At 72.8% G+C, this 24745-nt stretch carries 19 protein-coding genes; 2 read left to right on the top strand and 17 right to left on the bottom strand.

What is annotated here, in order from left to right:
* Positions 1–6: 6 nt before the first annotated feature.
* The 7 genes from rplS to proS all read right to left on the bottom strand — a co-directional run bounded on the left by rplS (position 7) and on the right by proS (position 5392).
* Positions 7–357 (bottom strand): 50S ribosomal protein L19, encoded by a 351-nt coding sequence (rplS, locus tag AQJ30_RS26725; RefSeq protein WP_067239061.1) that lies wholly within the window; start codon positions 355–357, stop codon positions 7–9.
* 140 nt (positions 358–497) lie between these two features.
* On the bottom strand, positions 498–1331 hold the full coding sequence (gene trmD / locus AQJ30_RS26720; protein ID WP_067239058.1) for a tRNA (guanosine(37)-N1)-methyltransferase TrmD: 834 nt from the start codon (positions 1329–1331) through the stop codon (positions 498–500).
* On the bottom strand, positions 1331–1945 hold the full coding sequence (gene rimM, locus AQJ30_RS26715) for a ribosome maturation factor RimM (protein ID WP_067239056.1): 615 nt from the start codon (positions 1943–1945) through the stop codon (positions 1331–1333). The genes trmD and rimM overlap by 1 nt, the downstream gene beginning before the upstream one ends.
* Before the next feature lie 139 nt (positions 1946–2084).
* Positions 2085–2324 carry an RNA-binding protein gene (locus AQJ30_RS26710; protein ID WP_003973401.1) on the bottom strand — a complete coding sequence of 80 codons (240 nt, stop codon included), beginning with the start codon at positions 2322–2324 and terminating at the stop codon, positions 2085–2087.
* Positions 2325–2329: 5 nt separating this feature from the next.
* Positions 2330–2749: a 30S ribosomal protein S16 gene (gene rpsP / locus AQJ30_RS26705; protein WP_067239053.1), complete on the bottom strand. Its 420-nt coding sequence runs from the start codon at positions 2747–2749 to the stop codon at positions 2330–2332.
* Positions 2750–3123: 374 nt separating this feature from the next.
* Complete coding sequence (locus tag AQJ30_RS26700) at positions 3124–3720, bottom strand: hypothetical protein (RefSeq protein ID WP_067239050.1); 597 nt, start codon at positions 3718–3720, stop codon at positions 3124–3126.
* Between the two features lie 259 nt (positions 3721–3979).
* Positions 3980–5392 carry a proline--tRNA ligase gene (gene proS / locus AQJ30_RS26695; protein WP_067239049.1) on the bottom strand — a complete coding sequence of 471 codons (1413 nt, stop codon included), beginning with the start codon at positions 5390–5392 and terminating at the stop codon, positions 3980–3982.
* A gap of 212 nt (positions 5393–5604) precedes the next feature.
* Here proS and AQJ30_RS26690 point away from each other — a divergent pair, with 212 nt between their 5' ends.
* Positions 5605–6450, top strand: coding sequence for a class I SAM-dependent methyltransferase (locus tag AQJ30_RS26690; protein ID WP_079084321.1), 846 nt, complete (start codon positions 5605–5607; stop codon positions 6448–6450).
* A 28-nt stretch (positions 6451–6478) separates the two neighbouring features.
* On the opposite strand, the gene ftsH is transcribed toward AQJ30_RS26690, so the two are convergent.
* From ftsH to nsdA, 6 genes are all read right to left on the bottom strand, one after another.
* Positions 6479–8416 (bottom strand): ATP-dependent zinc metalloprotease FtsH, encoded by a 1938-nt coding sequence (gene ftsH, locus AQJ30_RS26685; protein ID WP_067239045.1) that lies wholly within the window; start codon positions 8414–8416, stop codon positions 6479–6481.
* A gap of 120 nt (positions 8417–8536) precedes the next feature.
* Positions 8537–10084: a signal recognition particle protein gene (gene ffh / locus AQJ30_RS26680; protein ID WP_067239043.1), complete on the bottom strand. Its 1548-nt coding sequence runs from the start codon at positions 10082–10084 to the stop codon at positions 8537–8539.
* Positions 10085–10196: 112 nt separating this feature from the next.
* On the bottom strand, positions 10197–12659 hold the full coding sequence (locus tag AQJ30_RS26675) for a [protein-PII] uridylyltransferase (protein WP_067239042.1): 2463 nt from the start codon (positions 12657–12659) through the stop codon (positions 10197–10199).
* A gap of 26 nt (positions 12660–12685) precedes the next feature.
* Complete coding sequence (locus AQJ30_RS26670; protein WP_039656487.1) at positions 12686–13024, bottom strand: P-II family nitrogen regulator; 339 nt, start codon at positions 13022–13024, stop codon at positions 12686–12688.
* Positions 13021–14370: an ammonium transporter gene (locus tag AQJ30_RS26665; protein ID WP_067239040.1), complete on the bottom strand. Its 1350-nt coding sequence runs from the start codon at positions 14368–14370 to the stop codon at positions 13021–13023. Before AQJ30_RS26665 ends, AQJ30_RS26670 begins: the two co-directional genes overlap by 4 nt.
* Positions 14371–14692: 322 nt before the next feature.
* A complete protein-coding gene (nsdA, locus tag AQJ30_RS26660; protein ID WP_067239037.1) occupies positions 14693–16180 on the bottom strand; it encodes a transcriptional repressor NsdA in 1488 nt (495 codons plus the stop codon).
* A gap of 447 nt (positions 16181–16627) precedes the next feature.
* On the opposite strand from nsdA, the gene AQJ30_RS26655 reads away from it, so the two are divergent.
* Positions 16628–17284 carry a bifunctional DNA primase/polymerase gene (locus tag AQJ30_RS26655; RefSeq protein ID WP_067239035.1) on the top strand — a complete coding sequence of 219 codons (657 nt, stop codon included), beginning with the start codon at positions 16628–16630 and terminating at the stop codon, positions 17282–17284.
* Between the two features lie 137 nt (positions 17285–17421).
* Here AQJ30_RS26655 and ftsY read toward each other — a convergent pair whose 3' ends face one another.
* From ftsY to AQJ30_RS26635, 4 genes are all read right to left on the bottom strand, one after another.
* Complete coding sequence (gene ftsY / locus AQJ30_RS26650; protein ID WP_067239032.1) at positions 17422–18630, bottom strand: signal recognition particle-docking protein FtsY; 1209 nt, start codon at positions 18628–18630, stop codon at positions 17422–17424.
* A 178-nt stretch (positions 18631–18808) separates the two neighbouring features.
* A complete protein-coding gene (locus tag AQJ30_RS26645) occupies positions 18809–20227 on the bottom strand; it encodes a sugar porter family MFS transporter (RefSeq protein WP_067239030.1) in 1419 nt (472 codons plus the stop codon).
* Between the two features lie 420 nt (positions 20228–20647).
* A complete protein-coding gene (smc, locus tag AQJ30_RS26640; RefSeq protein ID WP_067239029.1) occupies positions 20648–24214 on the bottom strand; it encodes a chromosome segregation protein SMC in 3567 nt (1188 codons plus the stop codon).
* A 271-nt stretch (positions 24215–24485) separates the two neighbouring features.
* Entirely contained in the window at positions 24486–24689 is a 204-nt protein-coding gene (locus AQJ30_RS26635) for a hypothetical protein (protein WP_067239026.1), read from the bottom strand.
* Positions 24690–24745 lie beyond the last annotated feature (56 nt).

Raw genomic sequence — 24745 nt, 5'->3', positions numbered from 1 at the left:
ACGCGCTCAGTTCTCGCGCTTCTCCTTGATCTTCGCGGCCTTGCCGCGCAGCTCACGGAGGTAGTACAGCTTGGCGCGGCGCACGTCGCCGCGGGTGACGAGCTCGATCTTCTCGACGATCGGGGTGTGCACCGGGAAGGTGCGCTCCACGCCGACGGAGAAGGAGACCTTGCGGACCGTGAAGGTCTCGCGCACGCCGGAGCCCTGGCGGCGGATCACGACGCCCTTGAACTGCTGCACACGGGAGCGGTTGCCCTCGATGACGCGCACGTGGACGTTGACGGTGTCACCCGGGCGGAACGCCGGGACGTCGCTGCGCAGCGAGGCGGAGTCGACGGTGTCGAGCAGGTGGGCCATGTCGTCTGCTTTCTTCGCTGATGCCACAGGTCATCAACGGAAACTAGGGGTGTCCGAAAAAGGGGCCGTGAGGTCGGGGCGGGCGTCGTCTCCCCCTGTGGCAGGGGCGCGCGCCGGACCGTGCACGGCACAACAGCCGCCTATTCTTCCATGCCGGGGGCCCGTCGCCAAAATCGGCCGTACGGCTCACCTGCGGGATCCGGTTCCCAGCCGAGGATGGACAGCATCTCGCGGTCCTTCTTGTCGAAGGACGCGGGCGTGCAGCGCTCGATCAGGTCGGGCCGGTGGGCGGTGGTGCGGCGCAGGGCCTCGTCGCGGCGCCAGCGGGCGATCTTCCCGTGGTGGCCGCTGAGCAGCACGTCCGGGATGCCGCGGCCGCGCCACTCGGGGGGCTTGGTGTAGACGGGGCCCTCGAGGAGGCTGGCCATGGCGCCGGGCGCGAAGGAGTCGTCGCGGTGGGACTCGGCGTTGCCGAGGACGCCGGGCAGCAGCCGGGCCACGGCCTCGGTGACGACCAGCACGGCCGCCTCGCCGCCGGCCAGGACGTAGTCGCCGATGGAGACCTCGTACACCGGTATCCGGGTGGCGTACTCGTCGATGACGCGCCGGTCGATGCCCTCGTAGCGGGCCGGCGTGAAGACCAGCCAGGGGCGTTCGGACAGCTCGACGGCGAGGTCCTGGGTGAAGGGGCGGCCGCTCGGGGTCGGCACGATGAGCGCGGGCGCGTGGGCGCCGCGTTCGTAGCCGTCGGCGAGGACCGCGTCCAGGGCGTCGCCCCAGGGGTCGGTTTTCATCACCATGCCGGGGCCGCCGCCGTACGGGGTGTCGTCGACGGTGTTGTGCCGGTCGTGGGTCCAGCGCCGCAGGTCGTGGACGTGCACGTCGAGCTGTCCGCGTGCGCGTGCCTTGCCGACGAGGGAGACGTTCAGCGGTTCGAGGTACTCGGGGAAGATCGTGACGACGTCGAGGCGCATTACGACTCGTCCCCCGGGGCGCCTTCCGCGCCGTCCCCCGCACGGTCCTCGGAGCCGTCCTCCGCGTCGTCCTCGGCGTCGTCCCGGGAGGAGGCGATCTCGGCGCGGTCGTCGATCAGGCCCGGCGGGGGCGCGATGACCGCGCGCTGCTCCTCCAGGTCGATCCCGGTGACGATCTCCTCGACGAAGGGGATCATCACCTCGGTGCCGTCGGGCCGCTCCACGATGAACAGGTCCTGGGTGGGCAGGTGCGAGATCTCGGTGATCCGGCCGACCTCGGTGCCGTCCTCGGTGACCACGTCGAGGTCGATCAGCTGGTGGTCGTAGTACTCGTCCTCGCCCTCCGGCAGCTCCTCCGGGTCGACCTCGGCGATCAGGAGGGTGTTGCGCAGGGCCTCGGCGGCGGTGCGGTCCCCGACGCCCTCGAAGCGCAGGAGGAGCCGGCCGCTGTGGACGCGGCCGGAGGCGATGGTGAGCGGCCCGGTGCCGGCCGGGTCGGTGGCCAGGACGGCCCCGGGAGCGAGCCGCAGCTCGGGCTCGTCGGTGCGTACCTCGACGGTGACCTCGCCCTTGATGCCGTGGGCGCGGCCGATCCGTGCGACTACGAGCTGCACTGTCGGTGTTCTCCTGTCGGAACGGTCGGGACGGTCGCCGCACGCGGAACAGGAGCCGGGCGGCGGACCATACGGCTCGGGCCGGGGAGGGCGGTGAGCCGTCCCCGGCCCGAGCCGGTGGTGCGATGCTGCGAATGCGTCAGCGGACGTGGTCCACGTCGACGAGGTCGACGCGGACGCCGCGGCCGCCGATGGCGCCCACGACGGTGCGCAGAGCGCGTGCGGTACGGCCGTTGCGGCCGATCACCTTGCCGAGGTCGTCCGGGTGGACCCGGACCTCGAGCACACGTCCGCGGCGCAGGTTGCGCGAGGCGACCTGCACATCGTCAGGGTTGTCGACGATGCCCTTCACGAGGTGCTCAAGCGCCTCTTCGAGCATCTGGCTCAGGCCTCGGCCGACTCGGACTCAGCCGCGGCCTCGTCCTTCTTCTCGGCCTTCTTCTTCTGGGTGATCGCCTCACCCTTGCCCTCGTCGTCGCCGCCCAGGGCCTCGAACGACGGGCGCGCCTTCTTCGGCTCGGCGGTCAGCAGCGGAGCCGGGGCGGGCTCGCCCTTGAACTTCTGCCAGTCGCCGGTCTTCTTCAGGATGGCGAGCACGGGCTCGGTCGGCTGGGCGCCGACACCGAGCCAGTACGCCACGCGCTCGGCGTCCACCTCGATGATCGAGGGGTGGTACGTCGGGTGGTACTTGCCGATCTCCTCGATGGCCCGGCCGTCACGGCGGGTACGGGAGTCGGCGACGACGATGCGGTAGTGAGGCGAACGGATCTTGCCCAGACGCTTCAGCTTGATCTTGACTGCCACGGGAGTGGGTTCTCCTGGAATTGACGTGGTTGGGCACGGCGGAACTGCCGCGTGGGGTTGCGGTACCCGAGTGCCCGATGGACGCGTCAGCCGGAGGAGAGAGGGGTCCTGTGCGACTGTCGAGTACAGCTAGCCATTGTGCCACACCCGGGAGGGCGCTCCGGGCCCGGGCGCCGGTACGGCCCGCGCGGGCGGGCAGGCGGCAACGGCACCCGGCGGGGATGCCCGGTGGGGAGGGAGCCGACGGGCGCGGGGGGTTGCACCACGGGGCGCGGGGAACCGCGCGGCCGGTCACCACCGATCGGTGACCGGGCACGCGCTCCCCGCGCCCCGCGCAACCGGCAGCCACGAGATGCCGGTGACGCGTCGGTGCGCTAGGCCGCGCCGGCGACCTCCGGGATGCGGAACGGCTTCCCGCAGCCGCCGCAGACGATCGGCGCCTGGGCCAGGACCGAGGGGACGACCCGGACGTTGCGCCCGCAGTCGCACACGGCCTTGACCCGGACCCCGCCGCCGGAGGAGCCGTGCCGCGCGGCCGGGCCGCGGAAGGCGCGGGTGGCGTCGGAGGACGTCGCCGCGGTGTGGGCCTTGAGGGCCCGCTGGAGCCGCTCGATGGTCGGGCGGTACCGCCGCTTGGCCTCGGGGCTGAGCGTGACCAGTGAGAAACCGCTGCTGGGGTGCGGTTCGTCGGGGTGGTCCAGGCCCAGCTCCTCGGCGATCGCGAGGAACCTGCGGTTGTGGTAGCGGCCGGCCCGCGACGTGTCACGGACGCCGCGCGCGGCGGCGATCCCGTGCACTGCCTCGTGCAGCAACCGCTCGAAGGAGAGCTCGTGACCGCACGCGGACGACGACTCCCCGATCAGGGATTCTGGCGCGGCAAGGTCCGGCAGTTCGGGGTGGTGCCGCTGAATGTCGGCCCACGCCTGTGCCAGCTCTGCGGCGAGAACAGGTGGTGTCTGTGTCGTGCTCACGTAATGACAACGAGCGGGAGTGCCGCTGTGTTCCTATTCCGGGCCATCCCAAATAATTTGCACGTACCCGTCAGTTGCCACTGATGCGTCCTGACGAGGGCGGGTGCGCTGATCTGCGGAGAAGCCTCGCAGCTCACCACAAGGTGGTGCGTAGTCCGCCGTACGCCCCGGCGTGTACGCGGCCCGCGTGCGCCGGGTGAGGGGCGGCGGGCCGGGGCGCAAGAGGAGTTCCGGCCGCTTCGCGCCCCGGCCCGTTGCCTCAGTAAGCGCGCGCGACGACCGCGACGTTACCGGGTGCGTCCTCGGTCAGCGGCACCGACCCGTCCTCGGCGACCAGGCAGCGCACGGTCACGCCCTGCTCGGCCAGCCGGGCCTCGCCCTCCGCGCCGAGGGCCGCCCACGGGATGCGGGCCCAGCCGGTCGCGGCGGCCTCGACGGCCTCCTCGACCGTGGCGACCTCGACGGTGCGCGCCAGTCGGCGCTCGCGGGACTGGGTGAGCAGCAGCGCCTGGTCCTCCTCCAGCAGGCCCGGCAGCCGCTCGACCAGCGTGTCCAGGGAGACCGCCTCCTTGCCGCCGGGGATGCGGCGGGCCAGCATCGCGGTGCCGTTCTCCAGGTCGCGCGGCCCGATCTCGATGCGCAGGGGCACGCCCTTGAGCTCCCAGTCGACCGCGCGCCGCCCGAACGGGGTGTCCACCCGGTCGTCGACCTGGACGCGGATCCCGGCCGCCTTCAGCCGGTCGCCGAGCTCGCGCACCGTGGCCAGAACCGCCTCGTCACCCTTGATCGCCAGGACCACGGCCTGGACCTGCGCGAGCCGCGGCGGCACGCGCAGCCCGTTGTCGTCGCCGTGCATCATCACCAGGGCGCCGATCATGCGCGTGGTCGAGCCCCAGGAGGTCTGCCAGACCAGCTCCTGGGTGCCGTCCTGGGAGAGGTACGTGGTGTTGAACGCCTTGGCGAAGTTCTGGCCCAGCTCGTGGCTGGTGGCCATCTGCAGCGCCTTGCCGTCGCCCATCATGCCTTCCAGCGTGAGGGTGTTGATGGCGCCGGCGAACCGCTCCCGGACCGTCTTGCGGCCGGGCACGACGTCCATGGCGAGGACGTTCACCATGAAGTCCTCGTAGACCCGGCGGTGGATGCGGGAGGCGAAGTCGCGCGCGTCCTCGTGGGTGGCGTGCGCGGTGTGGCCCTCCTGCCACAGGAACTCCGTGGTGCGCAGGAAGAGACGGGGCCGCAGTTCCCAGCGCACCACGTTCGCCCACTGGTTGATGAGCAGCGGCAGGTCGCGGTAGCTCTGCACCCACTTCGAGAAGTAGTCGTTGATGATCATCTCGGAGGTGGGCCGGACGACCGCCGGCTCCTCCAGCTCCTTGCCGCCGCCGTGCGTGACGACCGCCAGCTCCGGTGCGAAGCCCTCGACGTGGTCGGCCTCGCGGGTGAGGTAGGACTCGGGGATCAGCAGGGGGAAGTAGGCGTTCTGGGTGCCGGTCTCCTTGATGCGGGCGTCCATCTCGGCCTGCATCCGCTCCCACAGCCCGTACCCGTACGGTCGGATCACCATGGTGCCGCGCACCGGGCCGTTGTCGGCCAGCTCCGCCTTGTTGATCAGATCCTGGTACCAGCGGGGGAAGTCGTCCGCCTGGGGCGTGAGAACGGGTGCCTTTGCCATGGCGCGATGGTACGGGTCCACGTTGCCGGGATGTGAATTCTTGCCACAGGCATGGGCAACTCCCAAGCAGTGCCCAACGCCCCCTGGACGCCGCCGCGAGGGGGGAGTTACCTGGCATACGGGAACCCGCTGACGCACGGCACGGGGGCCGGGCGAGGAGCGGGTGCGGCTGGAACTGTCGACTCTCTCTCGTCGGATTGGGGCGCTTATCCATGACACCTGTGCTCGTGCGGCAGCACCTTCCGCAGGCGGGGCCGTCGCCCCGCGCGGATCGCGGTGCACGCGCGCGTGACTGGTCGGAGATCCAGGAGCGGATGCTGGTGCCGCTCTACGAGGCCGTCTACGAGCGACTGGACGTGGGCCCCGGCACGCGCGTGCTGGGCCTGGGCTGTGGCTCCGGACTCGCCCTGCTGATGGCGGCGTCCCGGGGCGCGGCCCTCACCGGTGTCGAGTCCGCCTCCCCCGAGCGGCTCGCGCTGGCCCGGGAACGGCTGCTGCCCGAGGGGCGCCAGGCTCGCCCGCGGACGGAGGCACGGCTCGTGCAGGGCGCGCCCGGGGACGCGGCCGGGACGCGGAGCCCGGCGTACACCCTGGTGACGGCGTTCGAGCCGATCGGCGCCCTGGCCGGTGACGCGGAGCGGCTGGCCGCCTCGCTGGCCGCGGCGGTGCCGCTCGCCCGGCACGGGGCGGCGGTGGTGCTGGTCGGCTGGGGGCCGCCGGAGCGCTGCGCCACCACGGCCGTGCTGCGGGCGGCGGCCCGGGAGAACGAGCCGCCCCGCTGGCGCCCGCCGCTGCGCGACGACCTGGAGCGGGTCGCCGAGCGCGCGGGCCTCACCCCCGACGGCTCCGGGCGGGTCGCCTGCCCGTTCGGGTACGCGGGCGTGGACAGCGCGGTGCGCGGGCTGCTGTCGACGGGGCTGTTCGACGCGGCCGCCGCCGCGACGGACGCGGCGCAGGTCGACAAGGAGCTGGCCGAGGCGCTGCACCCGTACCAGCGGCGGGACGGCACGGTGTGGATGCCGAACGTGTTCCGCTACCTCGTCGCCCGCGTGCCCTGACGGGTCACCGGCGCGGGACGGGACGCCGTCACGGCTCGTCCTTGGTGGTGCGGACGATGCCGGCGATCCGGTAGGCGTCGGCCTCCTCCAGCGTCTCCCGCTCCAGCAGCGCCCCGGCCAGGGCGTCCAGTTGGCCGCGGTGGTCCCGCAGGGCGCGGCGCGCCTCCTCGTAGCACTCGTCGACGACCCGGCGCATCTCCTCGTCGATGGCGTCGAGGGTCTGCGGGGCGGCGGCCAGGCCGTACGCCTGCTGCGCGTCGCCCGGGAGCGCGGACAGGCGCCCGACGCGCTCGCTCATGCCCCAGCGGGAGACCATCCCGCGCGCGATCCGGGTGACCTGCTCCAGGTCGCTCTCGGAGCCGGTGGTGATCACGCCGTAGACGACCTGCTCGGCCGCCATGCCGCCGAGGGCGCCGATGATCCGGCCGCGCAGGTACTCCTCGGTGTACGCGTACTTGTCGGCGTCCGGCGTGGACAGCGTGACGCCCAGCGCGCGCCCGCGCGGCACGATGGTGATCTTGCGGACGGGGTCGGCGCCGGGCTGGAGCATGCCGAGCAGCGCGTGACCGCTCTCGTGGTAGGCGGTGCGCCGGCGCTCCTCGTACGGCATGACCAGCGCGCGTTCCGCGCCGAGCTGCACCTTCTCCAGGGCGTCGGACAGGTCGGCCGGGGTGACCTGCCGCTGGTCGCGCTTGACGGCGAGGAGGGCGGCCTCGTTGGCGAGGTTGGCCAGTTCCGCGCCGGTCATGCCCGGGGTGGTGCGGGCGACCTGGGCGAGGTCGACGTCGTCGGCGAGCGGGATGCCGCGGGTGTGGATGCGCAGGATGGCCTCGCGGCCGCCCCGGTCCGGGGGCGAGACCTGCACGACCCGGTCGAAGCGGCCGGGGCGGGTCAGCGCCGGGTCGAGGACGTCGGCGCGGTTGGTGGCGGCGATGACGATGACGCCCTCGGAGCCGGAGAAGCCGTCCATCTCGGTGAGGATCTGGTTGAGGGTCTGCTCGCGCTCGTCGTGGCCGCCGACGCCCGCCCCGCCGCCGCGGGCCCGGCCGATGGTGTCGATCTCGTCGATGAAGATGATCGACGGGGCGACCTTGCGGGCCTCGGCGAACAGCTCCCGCACCCGGGAGGCGCCGACGCCGACGATCATCTCGATGAACTCCGAGGCCGAGGCGGAGAAGAACGGCACCCCGGCCTCCCCGGCGACGGCCCGGGCGAGCAGGGTCTTGCCGGTGCCGGGCGGGCCGGCGAGCAGCACGCCGCGCGGCATCTTGGCGCCCATCCGGCGGTAGGCGTCGGGGTTCTTCAGGAAGTCGACGACGTCGTTGAGCTCGCCCTCGACCTCGTCGATGCCGGCCACGTCCGCGAACGTGGTGCGCTGCTGCCCCGGCTCCAGCTCGACCGGTTTCGGCGGGGCCTTGCGCCCCAGCATGCCGCCCGCGCCGCCGCCGAGGCCCGCGCGCATCCGGCGCGCGATGAAGATCCACACGGCGACCAGGAGCAGCATCGGCGCGAGCGAGATCAGCAGGTTGGCCAGGAAGCTGCGGTGCTGGACGACCGGTTCGGCGGTGACGGTGACGTCGTGCCGGGTGAGGTCCTGCCAGAGGCCGTCGTCCGCGAAGGTCGGCCGCTCGGTCTTGAACTTGGTGTACGTCCCGTCGCCCTCGGGGTTGTCCCGGGCCTTCTTCAGCTGGCCCTGGATGGCGTTGCCCTTGGCGTAGATCTTCTTGACGTTCCCGGTGTCGACCTGCTTGCTGAACTCGGTGTAGGAGATCGTCGGCTCGGTCTCCTCGTCCAGGTAGGACAGCACCAGGTTGGCGATCAGGTACACGACCAGCGCGGTCAGGGCCAGCCGCCACCAGCCGCCGCGCAGCCGCCGTCCGCCGGGGGGCTTCGGCGGCTCCTCGGGGGCGCCCTCGGTGCGCCAGGGCTGGTCGGGCGACTTGCGCGGCGGCGCAGGGTTGGTCATATCGGGACGTTACGACACGGTCCGGGCACCGGCACGCCCAGCCGGGGGCCCGCGGGAACGACGCGGGGCGCCCTCCCGGCGGAAGGGCGCCCCGGCGTGTGTGCGGGCTGTCGCGTGCGGTCAGCCCATGAACTTCTTGAACTCGTCCGGCAGCTCGAAGTCCTCGGCCTGCTGCGGCAGCCCGAACGCGTTGCCGCCCTGCGCGGCCGCCTCGCGCCGCTGCGCCGCCTCCAGCTCCTGCTGCCGGCGCTTCATCGGGTTGCCGGAGCGCTGCTTGCCCTTGGCCTTCTTCTGCTGCTTCTTCTGCCGGCCGGGGCCGCCGCCCATGCCCGGCATCCCGGGCATCCCCGGCATGCCGCCGCCCTGGGCCATGCGGGACATCATCTTGCGGGCCTCGAAGAACCGCTCGACCAGGTTCTTGACGGCGCTGACCTCGACGCCGGAACCCTTGGCGATGCGGGCGCGGCGCGAGCCGTTGATGATCGTCGGGTCCTGGCGCTCGCCCGGGGTCATCGACTTGATGATCGCGGCGGTGCGGTCGACGTCCCGCTCGTCGATGTTGTTGATCTGGTCCTTGATCTGGCCCATGCCCGGCAGCATGCCGAGGAGCTTGGAGATGGAGCCCATCTTCCGGACCTGCTCCATCTGGGCCAGGAAGTCGTCCAGGGTGAAGTCCTGGCCCTTCTTCGACGCCAGCTTGGAGGCCATCTTGGCGGCCTCTTCCTGGCTGAACGTCTTCTCGGCCTGCTCGATCAGGGTGAGCAGGTCACCCATGTCGAGGATGCGGGAGGCCATCCGGTCCGGGTGGAAGGCGTCGAACTCGTCGAGCTTCTCGCCGTTGGACGCGAACATGATGGGCTTGCCGGTGATCTGCCGGATCGACAGGGCGGCACCACCGCGGGCGTCGCCGTCGAGCTTGGAGAGCACCACGCCGTCGAAGCCGACGCCGTCGCGGAACGCCTCGGCGGTGTTGACGGCGTCCTGGCCGATCATCGCGTCGACGACGAACAGGATCTCGTCGGGGCGCACCGCGTCCCGGATGTCCGCGGCCTGCTGCATCATCTCCTGGTCGATGCCCAGGCGGCCGGCGGTGTCCACGATCACGATGTCGTGGACCTTGGCCTTGGCGAACTCGATGGAGTCCTGGGCGACCTTCACCGGGTCGCCCACGCCGTTGCCCGGCTCGGGCGCGAACACGGCGACACCGGCGCGCTCGGCGACGACGCTCAGCTGGTTGACGGCGTTGGGGCGCTGGAGGTCACAGGCCACCAGGAGCGGGGAGTGGCCCTGCTCCTTCAGCCAGCGGCCCAGCTTGCCCGCGAGGGTGGTCTTGCCGGCACCCTGCAGACCGGCCAGCATGATCACGGTCGGCGGGTTCTTGGCGAACCGCAGCCGGCGGGTCTCCCCGCCGAGGATGGTGACCAGCTCGTCGTTGACGATCTTGAGGACCTGCTGGGCCGGGTTCAGCGCCTTGGAGACCTCGGCGCCGAGCGCGCGCTCCTTGACGTTCTTGATGAACGTCCGCACGACGGGCAGCGCCACGTCGGCCTCGAGGAGTGCGATGCGGATCTCACGCGCGGTGGCGTCGATGTCCGCCTCGGAGAGCCGTCCCTTGCCACGCAGGTTCTTGAAAGTAGCTGAGAGGCGATCGGAGAGAGTATCGAACACGGCGCTCGCGGTCCTCGGGGTCGGTGGTGGCTGCGGGAATCGCCCTCCAGGGTATCCCGGAGCGGCGCGGCGGGGTCACGGTCGGGCCGGAGCCGGTTCCCCGCCCCGGTTTTCAGCCCCGCAGGGTCTCCTCCAGCTTGCGCGCCACGGCCACCGCCTCCTCCCCCGGCAGCGGGTCCCCCTTGGGCCCCGTGACGTAGAAGGCGTCGACGGCGTTGGCGCCCAGCGTGCTCACGTGGGCGCTGCGCACCCGCACCCCGGCGTCCTCCAGGGCGCGGCCGATGCGGAACAGCAGGCCCGGCGCGTCCTGGGCGCGCACCTCGATCACCGTGGCGTGCCGGGAGGCCGCCGGGTGGACGGTGACCCGCGGCGGCGGCGCGACGACGCCCCGGCGGCGCGGGTAGGCCGCGTCGCGCTCGGCGAGGCGGGCGGCGACGTCCAGCGAGCCGTCCAGGGCGCGCACCAGGTCCGCGCGCAGCCGGGCGGCCTGCGGCAGGGAGCCGTACTCGGCGGCGACCCGCCAGTCGAGCAGCAGCACCGACCCCTCGACCCCGTCGGGCAGCTCCAGCGCCCGCAGTTCGGCCGTGCGCACGGTCAGCCGGTGCACGGCCAGCACGCCGGCCACCGCGGGCAGCACGCCCGGCTGGTCGGGTACGGCGATGAGCAGCTCGACGCCCAGCGGCTCGGGGCCCTCCGGCGCCTCGGCGGTGTCCCCCGCGGGCGGCTCGGTCTGGGCCCGCAGCGCGAGCACGGGTCCGCCGGTGGCGACGGACTCCAGGGCGAGGCGTTCCTGTTCCGCGGTGACCGTGGCGGCCGCGGTGGCCGGGGCGTCCTCCGGCACGTCCCCGGCGAGCACGGCCGAGACCCGCCGGACCAGGTCGGCGACGAGCGAGCCGCGCCAGGACGACCAGGCGGCCGGGCCGGTGGCCAGCGCGTCGGCCTCGGTCAGCGCGTGCAGCAGTTCCAGCGTGGACTGGGTGCCCACGGCCCGGGCGACCAGGCGCACGGTGGCCGGGTCGTCCAGGTCGCGCCGGGTGGCCGTCTCGACGAGCAGCAGGTGGTGGCGGACGAGGGCGGCCAGTACGGCGCTGTCGGCGCGGTCGAAGCCGATGCGGGCGGCGACGTCCTGGGCGATGATCTCCCCGGCCACGGAGTGGTCGCCGGGCCACCCCTTGCCGATGTCGTGCAGCAGCGCGGCGACCAGCAGCAGGTCGGGACGGCTGACCCGGCGGGTGAACTCGGAGGCGCGGACGGCCGTCTCGATGAGGTGCCGGTCGACCGTCCACACGTGCACGGCGTTGCGCTGCGGGCGGCAGCGCACCCGCTCCCAGTCCGGCAGCAGCCGGCTGACCAGGCCCTCCGCCTCCAGCGCCTCCCACACCTCGACGGTCGGGCGGCCCGAGCCGAGCAGGGTGACCAGCTGCTCGCGCGCCTCGGCGGGCCAGGGCGTGGGCAGCGGGCGCACGGTGGCCGCGAGGCGCCGCACGGCGTGCAGGGACAGCGGGAGGCCGGCCTGGGCGGCGGCGGCCGCGGCGCGCAGCGGGAGCACCGGGTCGCGTTCGGGCCGGGCGGCGCGGGCCAGCACCGCCTCGCCCTCCTGCTCGACGACCCCCTCGGCGAGCGGGGAGCGCTCGGCGACCGGTTTCCCGCCGCCCAGCATGGCGCGCAGCCTGGGGCGCACCGAGCGGGACCGCAGCACGCGGCCCACCTCGCGCCAGGTGACGTCGCTGGCGTAGGAGATGACCCGGGCGGCCTCGTAGACCTGGCGCAGCAGGGTGTCCGCGTCGAGCAGGCCCAGTTCGGCGGCGACCTGGTCCTGCTCCTGGAGCGCCAGCCGGTCGGTGGCGCGGCCGGTGGCCAGGTGCAGCGCGTCGCGCACGTCGAGGAGGCGGCGCCGGGCGTCGTCGAGGCCCTCGCGGGGGGCGTCGGCCAGCCAGGAGGCGGCGACGGCGCGCAGCGCGGTGGCGTCCCGCAGCCCGCCCCGGGCCTCCTTGAGGTCCGGCTCCAGCAGGTACTGCAGCTCGCCCTGGCGCTCGGCGCGCTCGGCGCACAGCTCCTGCAGTTCGGGCAGCCGCCGGGGGGCCTGGTTGCGCCAGTCGGCGAGGACCGTGGTGCGCAGCGCGGCCGTCAGCCCGAGGTCACCGGCGAGGTGGCGGGCGTCCAGCAGGCCCAGCTGGACCTTGAGGTCCTCGCCGGCGGTCCGGCGGGCCTCGGCCGGTGTGCGGACGGAGTGGTCGAGGGCGAGGCCGAGGTCCCAGACGGGGTACCACAGGCGGTCGGCGAGGGCGGCGACCGCTCCGGGGTCGCTCCCGTCGTGCAGCAGCACCAGGTCGAGGTCGCTGCGGGGTGACAGCTCGCCGCGGCCGTAGCCGCCCACGGCGATCAGGGAGGCGCCGCGCAGTCCTGGGGCGGCCGCGGTGAACAGGCCGGCCAGCCAGTCGTCGGTCAGTCCGGAGAGGGCGGCACGGCGCGGCGGCCCGGACCGCGCCCCCTCGGTGAGGAGGCGCAGCCGGGCCGCCGCGTAGCCGCTGGGTCCCGAGTCCTCTGCTTCGTCTCGCACGTCCGTACTCGTCACCCAGTGACTCCTGTTCTTCTCCGCGGTCAGAGCGCGTCCGGGCCGCGCTCGCCGGTGCGGACCCGTACGGCCGTCTCGACCGGCAGGGACCAGACCTTGCCGTCGCCGATCTTGCCGGTGCGGGCCGCCTTGACGACGACCTCGATCAGCTGTTCGGCGTCGTCGTCCTCGGCCAGGACCTCGATGCGGATCTTGGGTACCAGGTCGACCGTGTACTCGGCGCCGCGGTACACCTCGGTGTGTCCCCGCTGACGACCGTAGCCGCTGGCCTCGGTGACCGTCAGGCCGTGGACGCCGAAGGCCTGCAGGGCCTCCTTGATCTCGTCGAGCCGGTGGGGCTTCACGACGGCGGTGATGAGCTTCATGCGTCCACCTTCTTGGCAGCGGTGCCGGCCACCGGGGCGGGGGCGGGGGCGGCGGTCGTGCGGGCGGCGCCACCGCCGGCCCCGCTGAAGTCGTATGCGGTCTCGGCGTGCTCGGCCGAGTCGATGCCGGAGACCTCGTCGTCCTCGGGGACGCGCATCCCGATGGTCCGGTCGAGGAGGAAGGCGAGGACCGCGGAGGCCACCAGGGAGTAGCCGAGGACGGCGAAGACGCCGGCGCACTGCTTCCAGAACTGGTCGAGGCCGCCGCCGTAGAAGAGGCCCTGGGCGTCGGACTGGCCCTTGCCGGTGGCGAAGAAGCCGATCAGCAGGGAGCCGGCGACACCGCCGACCAGGTGGACGCCGACGACGTCGAGGGAGTCGTCGTAGTTGAACCGGTACTTCAGGCCGACGGCCATGGCGCACAGCACACCGGCGATGGCGCCGACGGCGATCGCGCCGAGCGGGGAGACCGCACCGCCGGACGGGGTGATGGCGACCAGGCCGGCGACCGCGCCGGAGGCGGCGCCCAGCGTGGTGAAGGCGCCGTGGCGGATCTTCTCGTAGGCCAGCCAGGCCAGCATGGCGGCGGCGGTGGCGACCTGCGTGTTGACGAACATCAGCGCGCCGACGCCGTCGTCGTTGCCGAGCCAGGACCCGGCGTTGAAGCCGAACCAGCCGAACCACAGCAGGCCGGCGCCGAGCATGACCAGCGGCAGGCTGTGCGGGCGCATCGGGTCCTTCTTGAAGCCGACCCGCCGGCCGATGACGAGGATCACGCCGAGCGCCGCGGCACCGGCGTTGATGTGCACCGCGGTGCCGCCGGCGAAGTCGATCACGCCCAGCTCGAAGGCCCAGCCGCCGGAGCCCCACACCCAGTGGGCGACCGGGAAGTAGACGATCGTGACCCACAGGGTGATGAACAGGGCCCAGGCGCTGAACTTCACGCGGTCCGCCAGGGCGCCGCTTATCAGGGCCGGCGTGATGATCGCGAACATCAGCTGGAAGACGCAGAAGACGAAGACCGGGATGGTGTAGCCGTCCCAGAGCTGGGTGAGCCCGATGTTGCTGAGGCCGACCCAGTCGGAGTTCCAGCCGATGACCGAGCCGGAGTCGGCGCCGAAGGCGAGGGAGAAGCCGTAGAGCACCCACAGGACCGTGACGATCCCGAGGCTGATGAAGCTCATCATCAGCATGTTGAGGGTGGACTTGACGCGGACCATTCCTCCGTAGAAGAAGGCCAGGCCCGGGGTCATGAGCATCACCAGGGCGGAACAGATGAGCATGAAGCCTGTGTTCGCGGACGACAGCGTCGGTGCGTCCGCCGCAAGCGTGATGGCTGGTGCCATCGGCGTCTCCTCGTCGTAGGTACGGCCCCGTGCGGGCGAAGCCTGAGCGGAATGAGGGGTGGGCCGGTTCTGCGCCATGAGATTCGCGCAGCGCCGTTTCGGCGGGCGCCCCTCGTTGTTTCGCCGGGGTGACGAAGGCGTCCTGCGTGTTACGCGTGGGTGAAGTGCCCGATGCGCGGCGGGGCGATCGTTATCGTGGCGCAACCTGCCGCGGGGGAAAGGAACCGGCCGCGGGCGGCCTTCCGATGACCTGGCACGGGGGAGCCGAGTCGGGCTGTTCGGGAGGGCCGGCCGCGGCCGGGGCTGGGGGGCCGTGCGGCGGTCAGACCGCCTCGGCCGTCTCGGGCAGTTCGACGGCGAGCCGGTCGGTGAGGTCGACGATCTCGCTGAGGTCGCCGAAGTCCCGCACGGCGGTGTCCACGGTCTTTCGGATACGGGTGTTGACGCGCTCGGAACGGACCTTCTTGGCGATGCCCATGGCCTCCACCGCGTACGCCGTGCTCTGCTCGGGCTCACCGCGCAGCAGGTGCACGGTGGCCATGCCGATGACGTTGAGCGCGTACGACCGCTGGTGCTCGCCGTCCTCGGCGAAGAGGTCCACCGCGCGCCGCATCAGCGGCTCGGCGAGGGAGGCGTAGGCGGGGCTGCGGCCGGCCACGTAGGCCAGGTCGCGGAAGGAGTGGCTGTTCTCGCCGTACAGCTCGGCCTCGGAGAAGAAGCGGATCCAGTCGGGGTCCGGCTCGTCCCAGTCCTCCGCGTCGGCGAAGGTGTCCTCGGCCATCCGCACGGCCCGCTTGCACCGGCCGGGCTGGCCCATGTTGGCGTAGGCGCGGGCCTCCATCGCATACAGCATCGACTGGGTGCGCGGGCTCGCGCAGTCCCGGCTGCCGTACTGCGCGAGGTGGATGAGTTCCAGGGCGTCGTCGGGCCGCCCGAGGTGGATCATCTGGCGGCTCATGCTGGACAGGACGTACGAGCCGAGGGGGCGGTCGCCGGCCTCCTTGGCCGCGTGCAGGGCCAGGACGAAGTACTTCTGCGCGGTGGGCTGGAGCCCCACGTCGTAGCTCATCCAGCCCGCCAGCTCGGCCAGTTCGGCGGCGACCTTGAACAACTTCTTCGCGGTGGCCTCGGGTTGGGGCTCCTGCAGCAGGTCGGTGACCTCGTGGAGCTGGCCGACGACGGCCTTGCGGCGCAGTCCGCCGCCGCACTGGGCGTCCCACTGCCGGAACATCACGGTGGTGGACTCCAGCAGGTCCAGCTCGGGCCTGGAGAGCCGTCCGCGGGCGCGGCTGGTCGGCAGGGCCTCCTCGGGCTCCTGGCGCGGGGCGGACGGGCTGGGCACGAGCCAGCGCTGGAGGGGCTCGATCAGGGACGGGCCGGCCGCTAAGGACAGTGACGTCCCGAGGAAGCCGCGCCGCGCCAGCATCAGGTCGCTGCGCGAGAACTCGCTGAGCAGCGCCACCGTCTGGGGGCCCGTCCAGGGCAGGTCGACACCGGTCGCGGAGGGCAGCTGCCGGGTGGCGCGCAGTCCGAGGTCCTCGACGGAGACGACACAGCCGAACCGCTCGGAGAACAGCTCGGACAGGATCCTCGGGATGGGCTCGCGGGGGTTCTCGCCGTCCAGCCAGCGGCGGACCCGCGAGGTGTCCGTGGAGATGTGGTTGGCGCCCAACTGGCGGGCGCGGCGGTTGACTTGGCGGGCGAGCTCGCCCTTGGACCAGCCGCTGCGCACGAACCACGACGTGAGGAGCTCGTTGGGGCGCTTGTCGGCGCTCGCAGCGTTCGTCCCGCTTCCGTCGTTGCCGCTCACTGGAACGCCCCCATTCCTGAGACCACTTGTCGCCGAGTGCGCCAAGCCCTATCAGAATGCCGGTCCTCGGGGTCCTCCGTCCGGCGGTTCTCACCCATCGAACGGAAAGCCGACTTGCCCCCGGCATACCCACGAGTGCATGTGCCCTCAGGCCTCGTGCACCCACAGTAATCCTACGATCACGCCCTCAGCCACGGCGATCCCGGAAACGCCACCATTCGCCACCCCTTCGAATGAACTCAGGGTGTCGCGTTCGCGATTCACTTGACATAGACCGGCCAGGAGTGAGCGGAGCGGTGCATTGAGGGGCGCGCGTCGCGCCGCGTACCACCGCGAATGATCCGACGCGCCGCGTCCGGATCCGGCACCGGGACCGGTACAAATACAGAGAGTCACGTTCCGCGTCCGTTACGTAACCACCGGTGCGGCGGACCCGTTGGAGGGGGCATGGGCTTCACGATCGGCGGCATTCGCGAGATCCGCTCCGGCGCGCGCAGGCGCGCCCGTTCGTCCGAGTGCACGGTCGTCGCGGAATACACCGGGCTGTGGGGCTGGGACGTGGTGCCGGGCGCCCGGGCCGCGGCGGGTGCCTGTTCCTGCGGCCGTCCCGACTGCGGCGCGCCCGGCGCGCACCCGCTGGACTTCGCCCCCACGCTCGCGGCGGGCGCCACCCTCGACGACGCGGCGAAGGTCTGGTCGGAGTTCCCGGGCGCCTCGGTGATGCTGCCGGTGGGCCGCGCGTTCGACGTGATCGAGGTGGCCGAGGCGGCCGGGCGCCGTGCGCTGGTCCGGCTGGAGCGCATGGGCCTGCCGCTCGGCCCGGTCGTCGGCACGCCCGAGGGCCGCGCGCAGTTCCTCGTCGCCCCGGGCGCCGCCGCCGAGCTGACCGGCCTGCTCTACCGCATGGGCTGGGACGACCCGTCCTCCCTGGACCTGCGCGGCCTCGGCCCGGGTACGGCGATCACGGCGCCGCCCTCCGACCGCGGGGGCGCGGGCCCGGTCCACTGGCTGCGCCCGCCCGAGCTGGACACGGCCACCCGGCCCCCGGCGGCCCGGCTCCTGCTGGGCACGCTCGCGTACGTCGCCCACCGGTCGCGGGCCTGACCCGACGGCCCCTTCGGCCCAGGGCACACAGCGAAGCGCCCGTTCCCCAACTGCACCTTGGGGAGCGGGCGCTTCTTCGCGGGCGGAGCCGCCGACGGGCCGGGAGCGACGGCCGGGGCGGTGACGGGCGGCGGTGCTCAGTCGCCGATCAGGGCGTCGACGAACGCCGCGGGCTCGAACGGGGCCAGGTCGTCCGCGCCCTCGCCGAGGCCGATCAGCTTGACCGGGACGCCCAGCTCGCGCTGGACCGCGACGACGATGCCGCCCTTGGCGGTGCCGTCCAGCTTGGTCAGCACGATGCCGGTGATGTCGACGACCTCGGCGAAGACCCGCGCCTGCACCAGGCCGTTCTGCCCGGTGGTGGCGTCCAGGACCAGCAGGACCTCGTCGAGCGGGGCGTGCTTCTCGACGACGCGCTTGACCTTGCCGAGCTCGTCCATGAGCCCGGTCTTGGTGTGCAGCCGGCCGGCCGTGTCGATGAGGACCACGTCGACCCCCATCTCCTTGCCCTCCTTCACCGCGTCGAAGGCGACGGAGGCGGGGTCCCCGGCCTCGGGCCCGCGCACGGTGTGGGCGCCCACCCGCTCGCCCCAGGTCTGGAGCTGGTCGGCGGCGGCCGCCCGGAAGGTGTCGGCGGCGCCCAGGACGACCGTACGGCCGTCGGCGACAAGCACGCGCGCGAGCTTGCCGGTGGTGGTGGTCTTGCCGGTGCCGTTGACGCCGACGACCATCACGATGCCGGGCTTGCGGTCGGCGGGCTCGGTCTTCACGGTGCGGTCCAGGTCGGGGCCGACCAGGGTGATGAGCTCCTCGCGCAGCAGGCCGCGCAGCTCCTCGGGGGTGCGGGTGCCGAGCACCCGGACGCGCTCGCGCAGGCGCTCCACCAGCTCCTGGGTGGGCTGCACGCCGACGTCGGCGGTCAGCAGCGTGTCCTCGATCTCCTCCCAGGTGTCCTCGTCGAGGTGCTCGCGCGAGAGCAGCGTGAGCAGGCCCTTGCCGAGGGCGTTCTGCGAGCGGGACAGACGGGTGCGGAGCCGGACCAGTCGGCCGGCGGTGGGCTCCGGGATCTCGATGACCGGGGCCTCGACGACGGGCGGTTCCTCGACCGCCGTCCCGGTGGCGGCGCCGCCACCGGGAAGATCCACCTCCTCGATCGTGCGGCGCGGTTCGTCGCGCGGCGTCTCGGCCTCGTCGCCGACGTGCGGCTCGGCCGGGGGCGCGGTGATGTCGGGGGCGGCGGGCGGCGGCGGGGGCAGCGGCTTCTTGCGGCGACTGCCGACGACGAGCCCGCCGAGCGCGCCGATCACGACCACGGCGATGACTACAGCAAGGATGACGATGTCCATAACCCGTCCAGTATGCGCGACCCCCATCGCCCCGACCCGCCTCCCGCGCACCGTGTGCACGGAGCCGTGCACGACACCGCCGCCCCCGGTCCCGGCGGGGCCGGGGCGGGGGCGGCGGACGGTACGAGGAGAGGGGCAGCGGGGACTTGGCCGCTCTCCTCGAGCTCGTGCGGGCGGGTCAGCCCATCTCCTCCAGCGCCTTGCCCTTCGTCTCCTTGACGAACTTCAGGACGAACGGGATGGAGAGCGCCGCGAACACCGTGTAGATCACGTAGGTGCCGGACAGGTTCCAGTCGGCCAGCGACGGGAAGCTCGCGGTGATGGCCCAGTTCGCGATCCACTGCGCGGCGGCGGCGACGCCGAGCGCGGCGGCGCGGATCCGGTTCGGGAACATCTCGCCGAGGAACACCCAGACGACCACACCCCACGACAGGGCGAAGAAGAGGACGAAGATGTGGGCGGCGATCAGGGCGACCCAGCCCTGGGTGGCCGGGAGCTTGCCGTCGACGAGGTGGTAGGAGAACGCCCAGGCCTCCAGGCCGAGGCCGATCACCATGCCGACGGAGCCGATGAGGGCGAGCGGCTTGCGGCCGACGCGGTCCACGAAGATCATCGCGATCACGGTGCCGACGATGTTGATGATCGACGTCGTGAAGGAGTAGAAGAACGAGTCCGTCGGGTCGACGCCGACCGACTGCCACAGCGTCGAGGAGTAGTAGAACGCGACGTTGATGCCGACGAACTGCTGGAAGACCGACAGGCCGATGCCGACCCAGACGATCGGCTTGAAGAAGAAGGAGCCGCCGAGCAGGTCCTTGAAGGTCGACTTGTGCTCGCTCTTCATGGCGTGCTCGATCTCGGCGACACGGGCGTCGAAGTCGACGTCCTTGCCCTCGACCTCGGCGAGGATCTCGCGGGCGCGCTCGCGCTTGCCGACGGAGATCAGGAAGCGGGGGGACTCGGGGATGGCGAAGGAGAGCAGGCCGTAGAGGACGGCCGGGACCACCATGACGCCGAGCATGACCTGCCAGGCCTCCAGGCCAATCAGCTCACCGCGCTGGTCGCCGCCCGCGGCGTTGAGCAGGCCCCAGTTGACCAGCTGGGAGATGGCGATGCCGACGACGATCGCGGCCTGCTGGAAGGAGCCGAGCCTGCCGCGGTAGGCGGGCGGGGCGACCTCGGCGATGTAGGCCGGGCCGATCACCGAGGCCATGCCGATGGCGAAGCCGCCCACGATGCGCCAGAAGGCGAGGTCCCACAGCGCGAAGGGCAGCGCCGAGCCGACGGCGCTGACGGTGAACAGCACGGCGGCTATCTGCATGCAGCGGATGCGGCCGATGCGGTCCGCGATCCGGCCGGCGGTGGCCGCGCCGATCGCACAGCCGATCAGCGCGATGGCGATGACCTGGGCCAGGGCCGCGGAGCCCACGTCGTAGCGGTCCCGGATGGCCTCGACGGCACCGTTGATGACGGAGCTGTCGTAGCCGAAGAGGAAACCGCCCATGGCGGCCGCCGCCGCGATGAAGATGACATGCCCGAGATGATCGGGATGAGCCGTTCTGGCTCCTGGCTGGGGTGCCTGCGCAGTGCTGGTCACGTGTTCTCCTCGGGCCGCGGCAACGCTGCCGCTGGGGGGCGAGCCCTTCCAGGTGATACCTGAAGGTAAAAGCAACGTTGCAGAGCCTATGCCTTCATGTCTCGAAGTCAAGAGACCGTGAATGTGAGGTAACAAGCACCGGAAGGAGCCGCAGTGTTCAATTCTTGAATGATTGAAGGAGGCGGGCCCTGAGGCGGACCGCACGGGTCCGGGCCGGGGCCCGACAGTGACCAAGTGCCCGGGATGGACGGCTGCTAACTAGGGGGTGTCTTGCCGATCAGGCCGGGCTCGCGGCGCCTGGCACCGCACCTCGCCGCGTTGTCGTCACTCGCCGATGCTCCGCATCGACTCCCTCCTCCGCCTTGCGATGCACGGCACCAGACCCCGCTCCCTGATCCGGCCCGATCGACAAGACACCCCCTAGCGGAGCCGCTGGCTGATGACCTTCGAGACGCCGTCGCCCTGCATCGACACGCCGTACAGCGCGTCGGCGACCTCCATCGTCCGCTTCTGGTGCGTGATCACGATCAGCTGGGAGGACTCCTGGAGCTCCTGCATGATCCGGATCAGCCGCTGCAGGTTGGTGTCGTCGAGGGCGGCCTCGACCTCGTCCATGACGTAGAACGGGCTGGGCCGGGCCTTGAAGATCGACACCAGCAGCGCGACCGCGGTCAGCGACCGCTCGCCGCCGGACAGCAGGCTCAGCCGCTTGACCTTCTTGCCCGGCGGGCGGGCCTCGACGTCCACGCCGGTGGTGAGCATGTGGTCCGGGTCGGTCAGCACCAGCCGGCCCTCGCCGCCGGGGAACAGCCGGCTGAACACGCCCTCGAACTCCCGGGCGGTGTCCCGGTAGGCCTCGGTGAAGACCTGCTCGACGCGCTCGTCGACCTCCTTCACCACCTGCAGCAGGTCGGCGCGCGTCTTCTTCAGGTCCTCCAGCTGCTCGCTGAGGAACTGGTGGCGCTCCTCCAGCGCCGCGAACTCCTCCAGCGCCAGCGGGTTGACCTTGCCGAGCTGCTGGTACGCCCGCTCGGCGGCGCGCAGCCGCTTCTCCTGCTCGGCCCGGACGAACGGGCGGGGCTGGTTGCGGGGGTGCCCGGGGTCCTCGGGCAGCTCCTCGCCCTCGGCGGGCGGCGACGGCGGCACCGGCTGGTGCGGCCCGTACTCGGAGACCAGTCCTGCGGGCTCGACGCCCAGCTCCTCCAGGGCCCTGGTCTCCAGCTGCTCGATCCGCAGCCGCTTCTCGGCGCCCAGCACCTCACCGCGGTGGACCGAGTCGGTCAGCTTGTCGAGCTCGGCCTTCAGGTCCCGGCCCGCGGTGCGGGCGGCGGCCAGCTCCTGCTCGCGGCGCGCCTTGGCGGCCTCGGCGGCGGTCCGCTCGCGCTCGGCGCGGGTGAGGGACACCTCCACGTGCGCCAGGAGCTGCCGGGCGCCGGAGGCGACGGCCCCGGCGACGGCCGCCTCGTGGCGCAGCCGGGCCCGCCGCTGCTCGGCACGCGCGCGTGCCTCGCGTTCGGCGCGGGCGGCCCGGTCGAGGGAGTCGGCCCGGCCGGCCAGTCCCTTGACGCGCTCCTCGTGCGTACGGACCTGGAGGCGCGCCTCCATCTCGGTCTGGCGGGCGTTGGCGCCGTCGGCGGCGAGCCGGTCGCGCACCGAGGTGTCGGGCTCCTCCTCGACCGGCATCTCCTCGGCCACGGCCAGCCGTTCGGCCAGCTCCTCGACCTCTTCCAGCGCCCTGTCCAGCGCCTCCTGCGCCCGTGCGGCGGCGGCCGCGGACCGCTCGGCCTCACCGGCGGCCCCCCGCGCCTGCCCGGCGAGCCGGCCGAGCTGCTGGGCGACGGCGGACTTCTCCCGGTCGGCGGCCCGGCGCCGCTCCCCCAGCTCCTCCACGAGCGCGGCGGCCTCCCGGCGCCGTTCACCCGCGGCCAGCTGGGCGCTGGTCAGCTCCTCGCACCGCACGGCCAGCTCGTCCAGCTCGGCGGCGGCCTCGTCGACGGACGCCTGCACCTCCAGCAGGCTCGGCGCCCCCGCGGACCCGCCGTGCGCGACGTGCGCCCCGAGCAGGTCGCCCTCGGCGGTCACGGCGGTCAGGTCCGGCCGCGCGCGGACGAGGTCCTCGGCGTCCTCGAGGGTCCCGACGACGACGGTCCCGCGCAGCAGGCGCCGTACGGCGGGCATCAGCTCGGCGGGGCCCCGCACGAGGCCGGCGGCCGGTCGGGCGCCGTCGGGCACCTGCTCCGCCGGGCCGGTCGGGGCCGGTTCCTCCGGCGCGCCGCTCAGGAGGAGGGTGGCCCGGCCCGCGTCCTCCTTGCGCAGGAGGCGGATGGCCTCGGCGGCCGCGCCCGGGCTGGTCACGGCGAGGGCGTCGGCGGCCGCGCCGAAGGCGGCCGCCAGGGCGGCCTCGTGCCCGGGGGTCACGGTCAGCAGCTCAGCGGCCGGGCCCAGCAGTCCGGTGAGGCGGTCCCGGGCGCCGAGCAGCGCGCCGGAGCCGTCCTTGCGCCGCAGGCCCAGGGCCAGTGCCTCATGCCGGGCCTGGGTCGCCGCGCGCCGGCGTTCGGCCGCCGTGACCGCCTCGCGGGCGGCCGTCAGTGCGGCCTCGGCCTCGGCCAGCCGCCGCTTGGCGTCCTCGTGGTGTTCCGCCAGTTCCGCGTCGTCCGCGTCGAGGCCGTCGACCTCGGCCTGCAGCGCCTCGTACTCCTCCTGGGCGCGGACGGCACGGTCCTGCGCCTCGTCGCGGGCGGCGGCCAGCCGCTCGATCTCGGCCTGCGCGGAGGCGGCGCGGGAGCGGGCCGCGTTGACCTGCCCGCCGAGGCGGGCCAGCCCTTCGCGGCGGTCGGCGAGGGCCCGGGCCGCGTCCTTCAGGCGCCGTTCCTCGGCCGCCAGCGCGCCCTCCAGCTCGGCGCGGTGGGCGACCGTGTCGTCCAGTGCCCGCTGCGCCGCCTCCAGGGCGGTCTCCAGCTCGGCCTCCTGCTCCCGGACCCGGGCGGCCTCGCGCTCCAGGTCCTCGGGGTCGCGGCCGCGCCGCTCCTCGGGCGGGGCGGAGGTGGCGCTCTGCACGCGCGCGTCGGCCAGCGAGACCGTGCCGCGCACCCGCTCGGCCAGCTGGGACAGCTCGTACCAGGTCTGCTGGGCGCGCTGCAGCCGCGGTGTGAGCCGGCGCACCTCGTCCTCCAGCAGCGCCTCGCGCTGGAGCGCCTTGCGCAGCTCTTGCTCGGCGGCCTCCTTGCGCTCCTTCAGCGCGGCCTCGTCGGCCACCTCGGCCCGCAGCGCCTCGCGCAGCCGTACGAGGTCGTCGGCGAGCAGGCGCAGGCGGGCGTCGCGCAGGTCGGCCTGGATGACGGCCGCCCGGCGGGCCACCGCGGCCTGGCGGCCCAGCGGCTTGAGCTGGCGGCGCAGCTCGTCGGTGAGGTCCTGCACGCGCGCGAGGTTGGCCTGCATCGCGTCCAGCTTGCGCAGCGCCTTCTCCTTGCGCCGGCGGTGCTTGAGGACGCCGGCCGCCTCCTCGATGAACGCCCGGCGGCCCATGGGGTCGGCGTGCAGGACGGAGTCGAGCTGGCCCTGTCCGACGATGACGTGCATCTCGCGGCCGATGCCGGAGTCGGAGAGCAGTTCCTGGATGTCCAGCAGGCGGCAGGTGTCGCCGTTGATCTGGTACTCGCTGCCGCCGTTGCGGAACATGATCCGCGTGATGGTGACCTCGGCGTACTCGATGGGCAGCGCGCCGTCGGAGTTGTCGATGGTCAGGGACACCTCGGCGCGGCCCAGCGGGGGGCGGCCGGTGGTGCCGGCGAAGATGACGTCCTCCATCTTGCCGCCGCGCAGCGACTTGGCGCCCTGCTCGCCCATGACCCAGCTCAGCGCGTCCACGACGTTGGACTTGCCCGAGCCGTTGGGTCCGACGACGCAGGTGATCCCCGGCTCGAACCGGAGCGTGGTCGCCGACGCGAACGACTTGAAGCCGCGGAGGGTCAGGGCCTTGAGGTGCACGCCGCCGGACTCTACCTCCCGGGGGTGTCTCACTCCATGAACCCGCGGTTTCACGCGTGAACGCGCAGGGCACACCCTTCGTTAGCGAAGTTGAAGGGTGTGTGGAGCAGCGAAGTCCGGCGGGGGTGCGGCGGACGGCTCGAGCGGAGGACGGGGGCAGAAAGAAGGGACGCCGAAGCGTCCCTTGCAACTCTGACAACGAAGCGGTCCGACGCGGTTGATGACGGACACCCCAACCGCTGCGCATGCTGTTGTGGAGCGGGTGCAGCGATCAGGTGAGCGCAGGCTCCGCCTGGTGTGCGTCGATGCTCTGCACGATCCTGTCGTGAGAAGCGGCAGCCTGCAGGGCGTCCTTCTCCGCCTGGATCCGTCCGAGCTCGGATTCCAGGTCCTGGACGCGCTGCTGCAGCCGTCGCATCTCGGCGAGGAGTCGAGGGTCGGAGCCGCCGACGTAACCGAGAAGCGCCTTTGCCATGATGGATGGTCCTCCACAATGAGTGACCGACCGAAGCGGTGTGGGTCGTGAGGGAT

Origin of the sequence: Streptomyces longwoodensis (genome assembly GCF_001514125.1) — a bacterium.
Lineage (GTDB): Bacteria > Actinomycetota > Actinomycetes > Streptomycetales > Streptomycetaceae > Streptomyces > Streptomyces longwoodensis.
This window is presented reverse-complemented; position numbering and strand designations above follow the sequence as displayed.

Bases quoted from the DNA above. Each gene is read 5' to 3' on its own strand.
- rplS (WP_067239061.1), bottom strand. From the start codon at position 357: ATGGCCCACCTGCTCGACACCGTCGACTCCGCCTCGCTGCGCAGCGAC.
- trmD (WP_067239058.1), bottom strand. From the start codon at position 1,331: ATGCGCCTCGACGTCGTCACGATCTTCCCCGAGTACCTCGAACCGCTG.
- AQJ30_RS26710 (WP_003973401.1), bottom strand. From the start codon at position 2,324: ATGCTCGAAGAGGCGCTTGAGCACCTCGTGAAGGGCATCGTCGACAAC.
- proS (WP_067239049.1), bottom strand. From the start codon at position 5,392: ATGGCAAAGGCACCCGTTCTCACGCCCCAGGCGGACGACTTCCCCCGC.
- AQJ30_RS26690 (WP_079084321.1), top strand. From the start codon at position 5,605: ATGACACCTGTGCTCGTGCGGCAGCACCTTCCGCAGGCGGGGCCGTCG.
- ftsH (WP_067239045.1), bottom strand. From the start codon at position 8,416: ATGACCAACCCTGCGCCGCCGCGCAAGTCGCCCGACCAGCCCTGGCGC.
- AQJ30_RS26670 (WP_039656487.1), bottom strand. From the start codon at position 13,024: ATGAAGCTCATCACCGCCGTCGTGAAGCCCCACCGGCTCGACGAGATC.
- AQJ30_RS26665 (WP_067239040.1), bottom strand. From the start codon at position 14,370: ATGGCACCAGCCATCACGCTTGCGGCGGACGCACCGACGCTGTCGTCC.
- AQJ30_RS26655 (WP_067239035.1), top strand. From the start codon at position 16,628: ATGGGCTTCACGATCGGCGGCATTCGCGAGATCCGCTCCGGCGCGCGC.
- ftsY (WP_067239032.1), bottom strand. From the start codon at position 18,630: ATGGACATCGTCATCCTTGCTGTAGTCATCGCCGTGGTCGTGATCGGC.
- AQJ30_RS26635 (WP_067239026.1), bottom strand. From the start codon at position 24,689: ATGGCAAAGGCGCTTCTCGGTTACGTCGGCGGCTCCGACCCTCGACTC.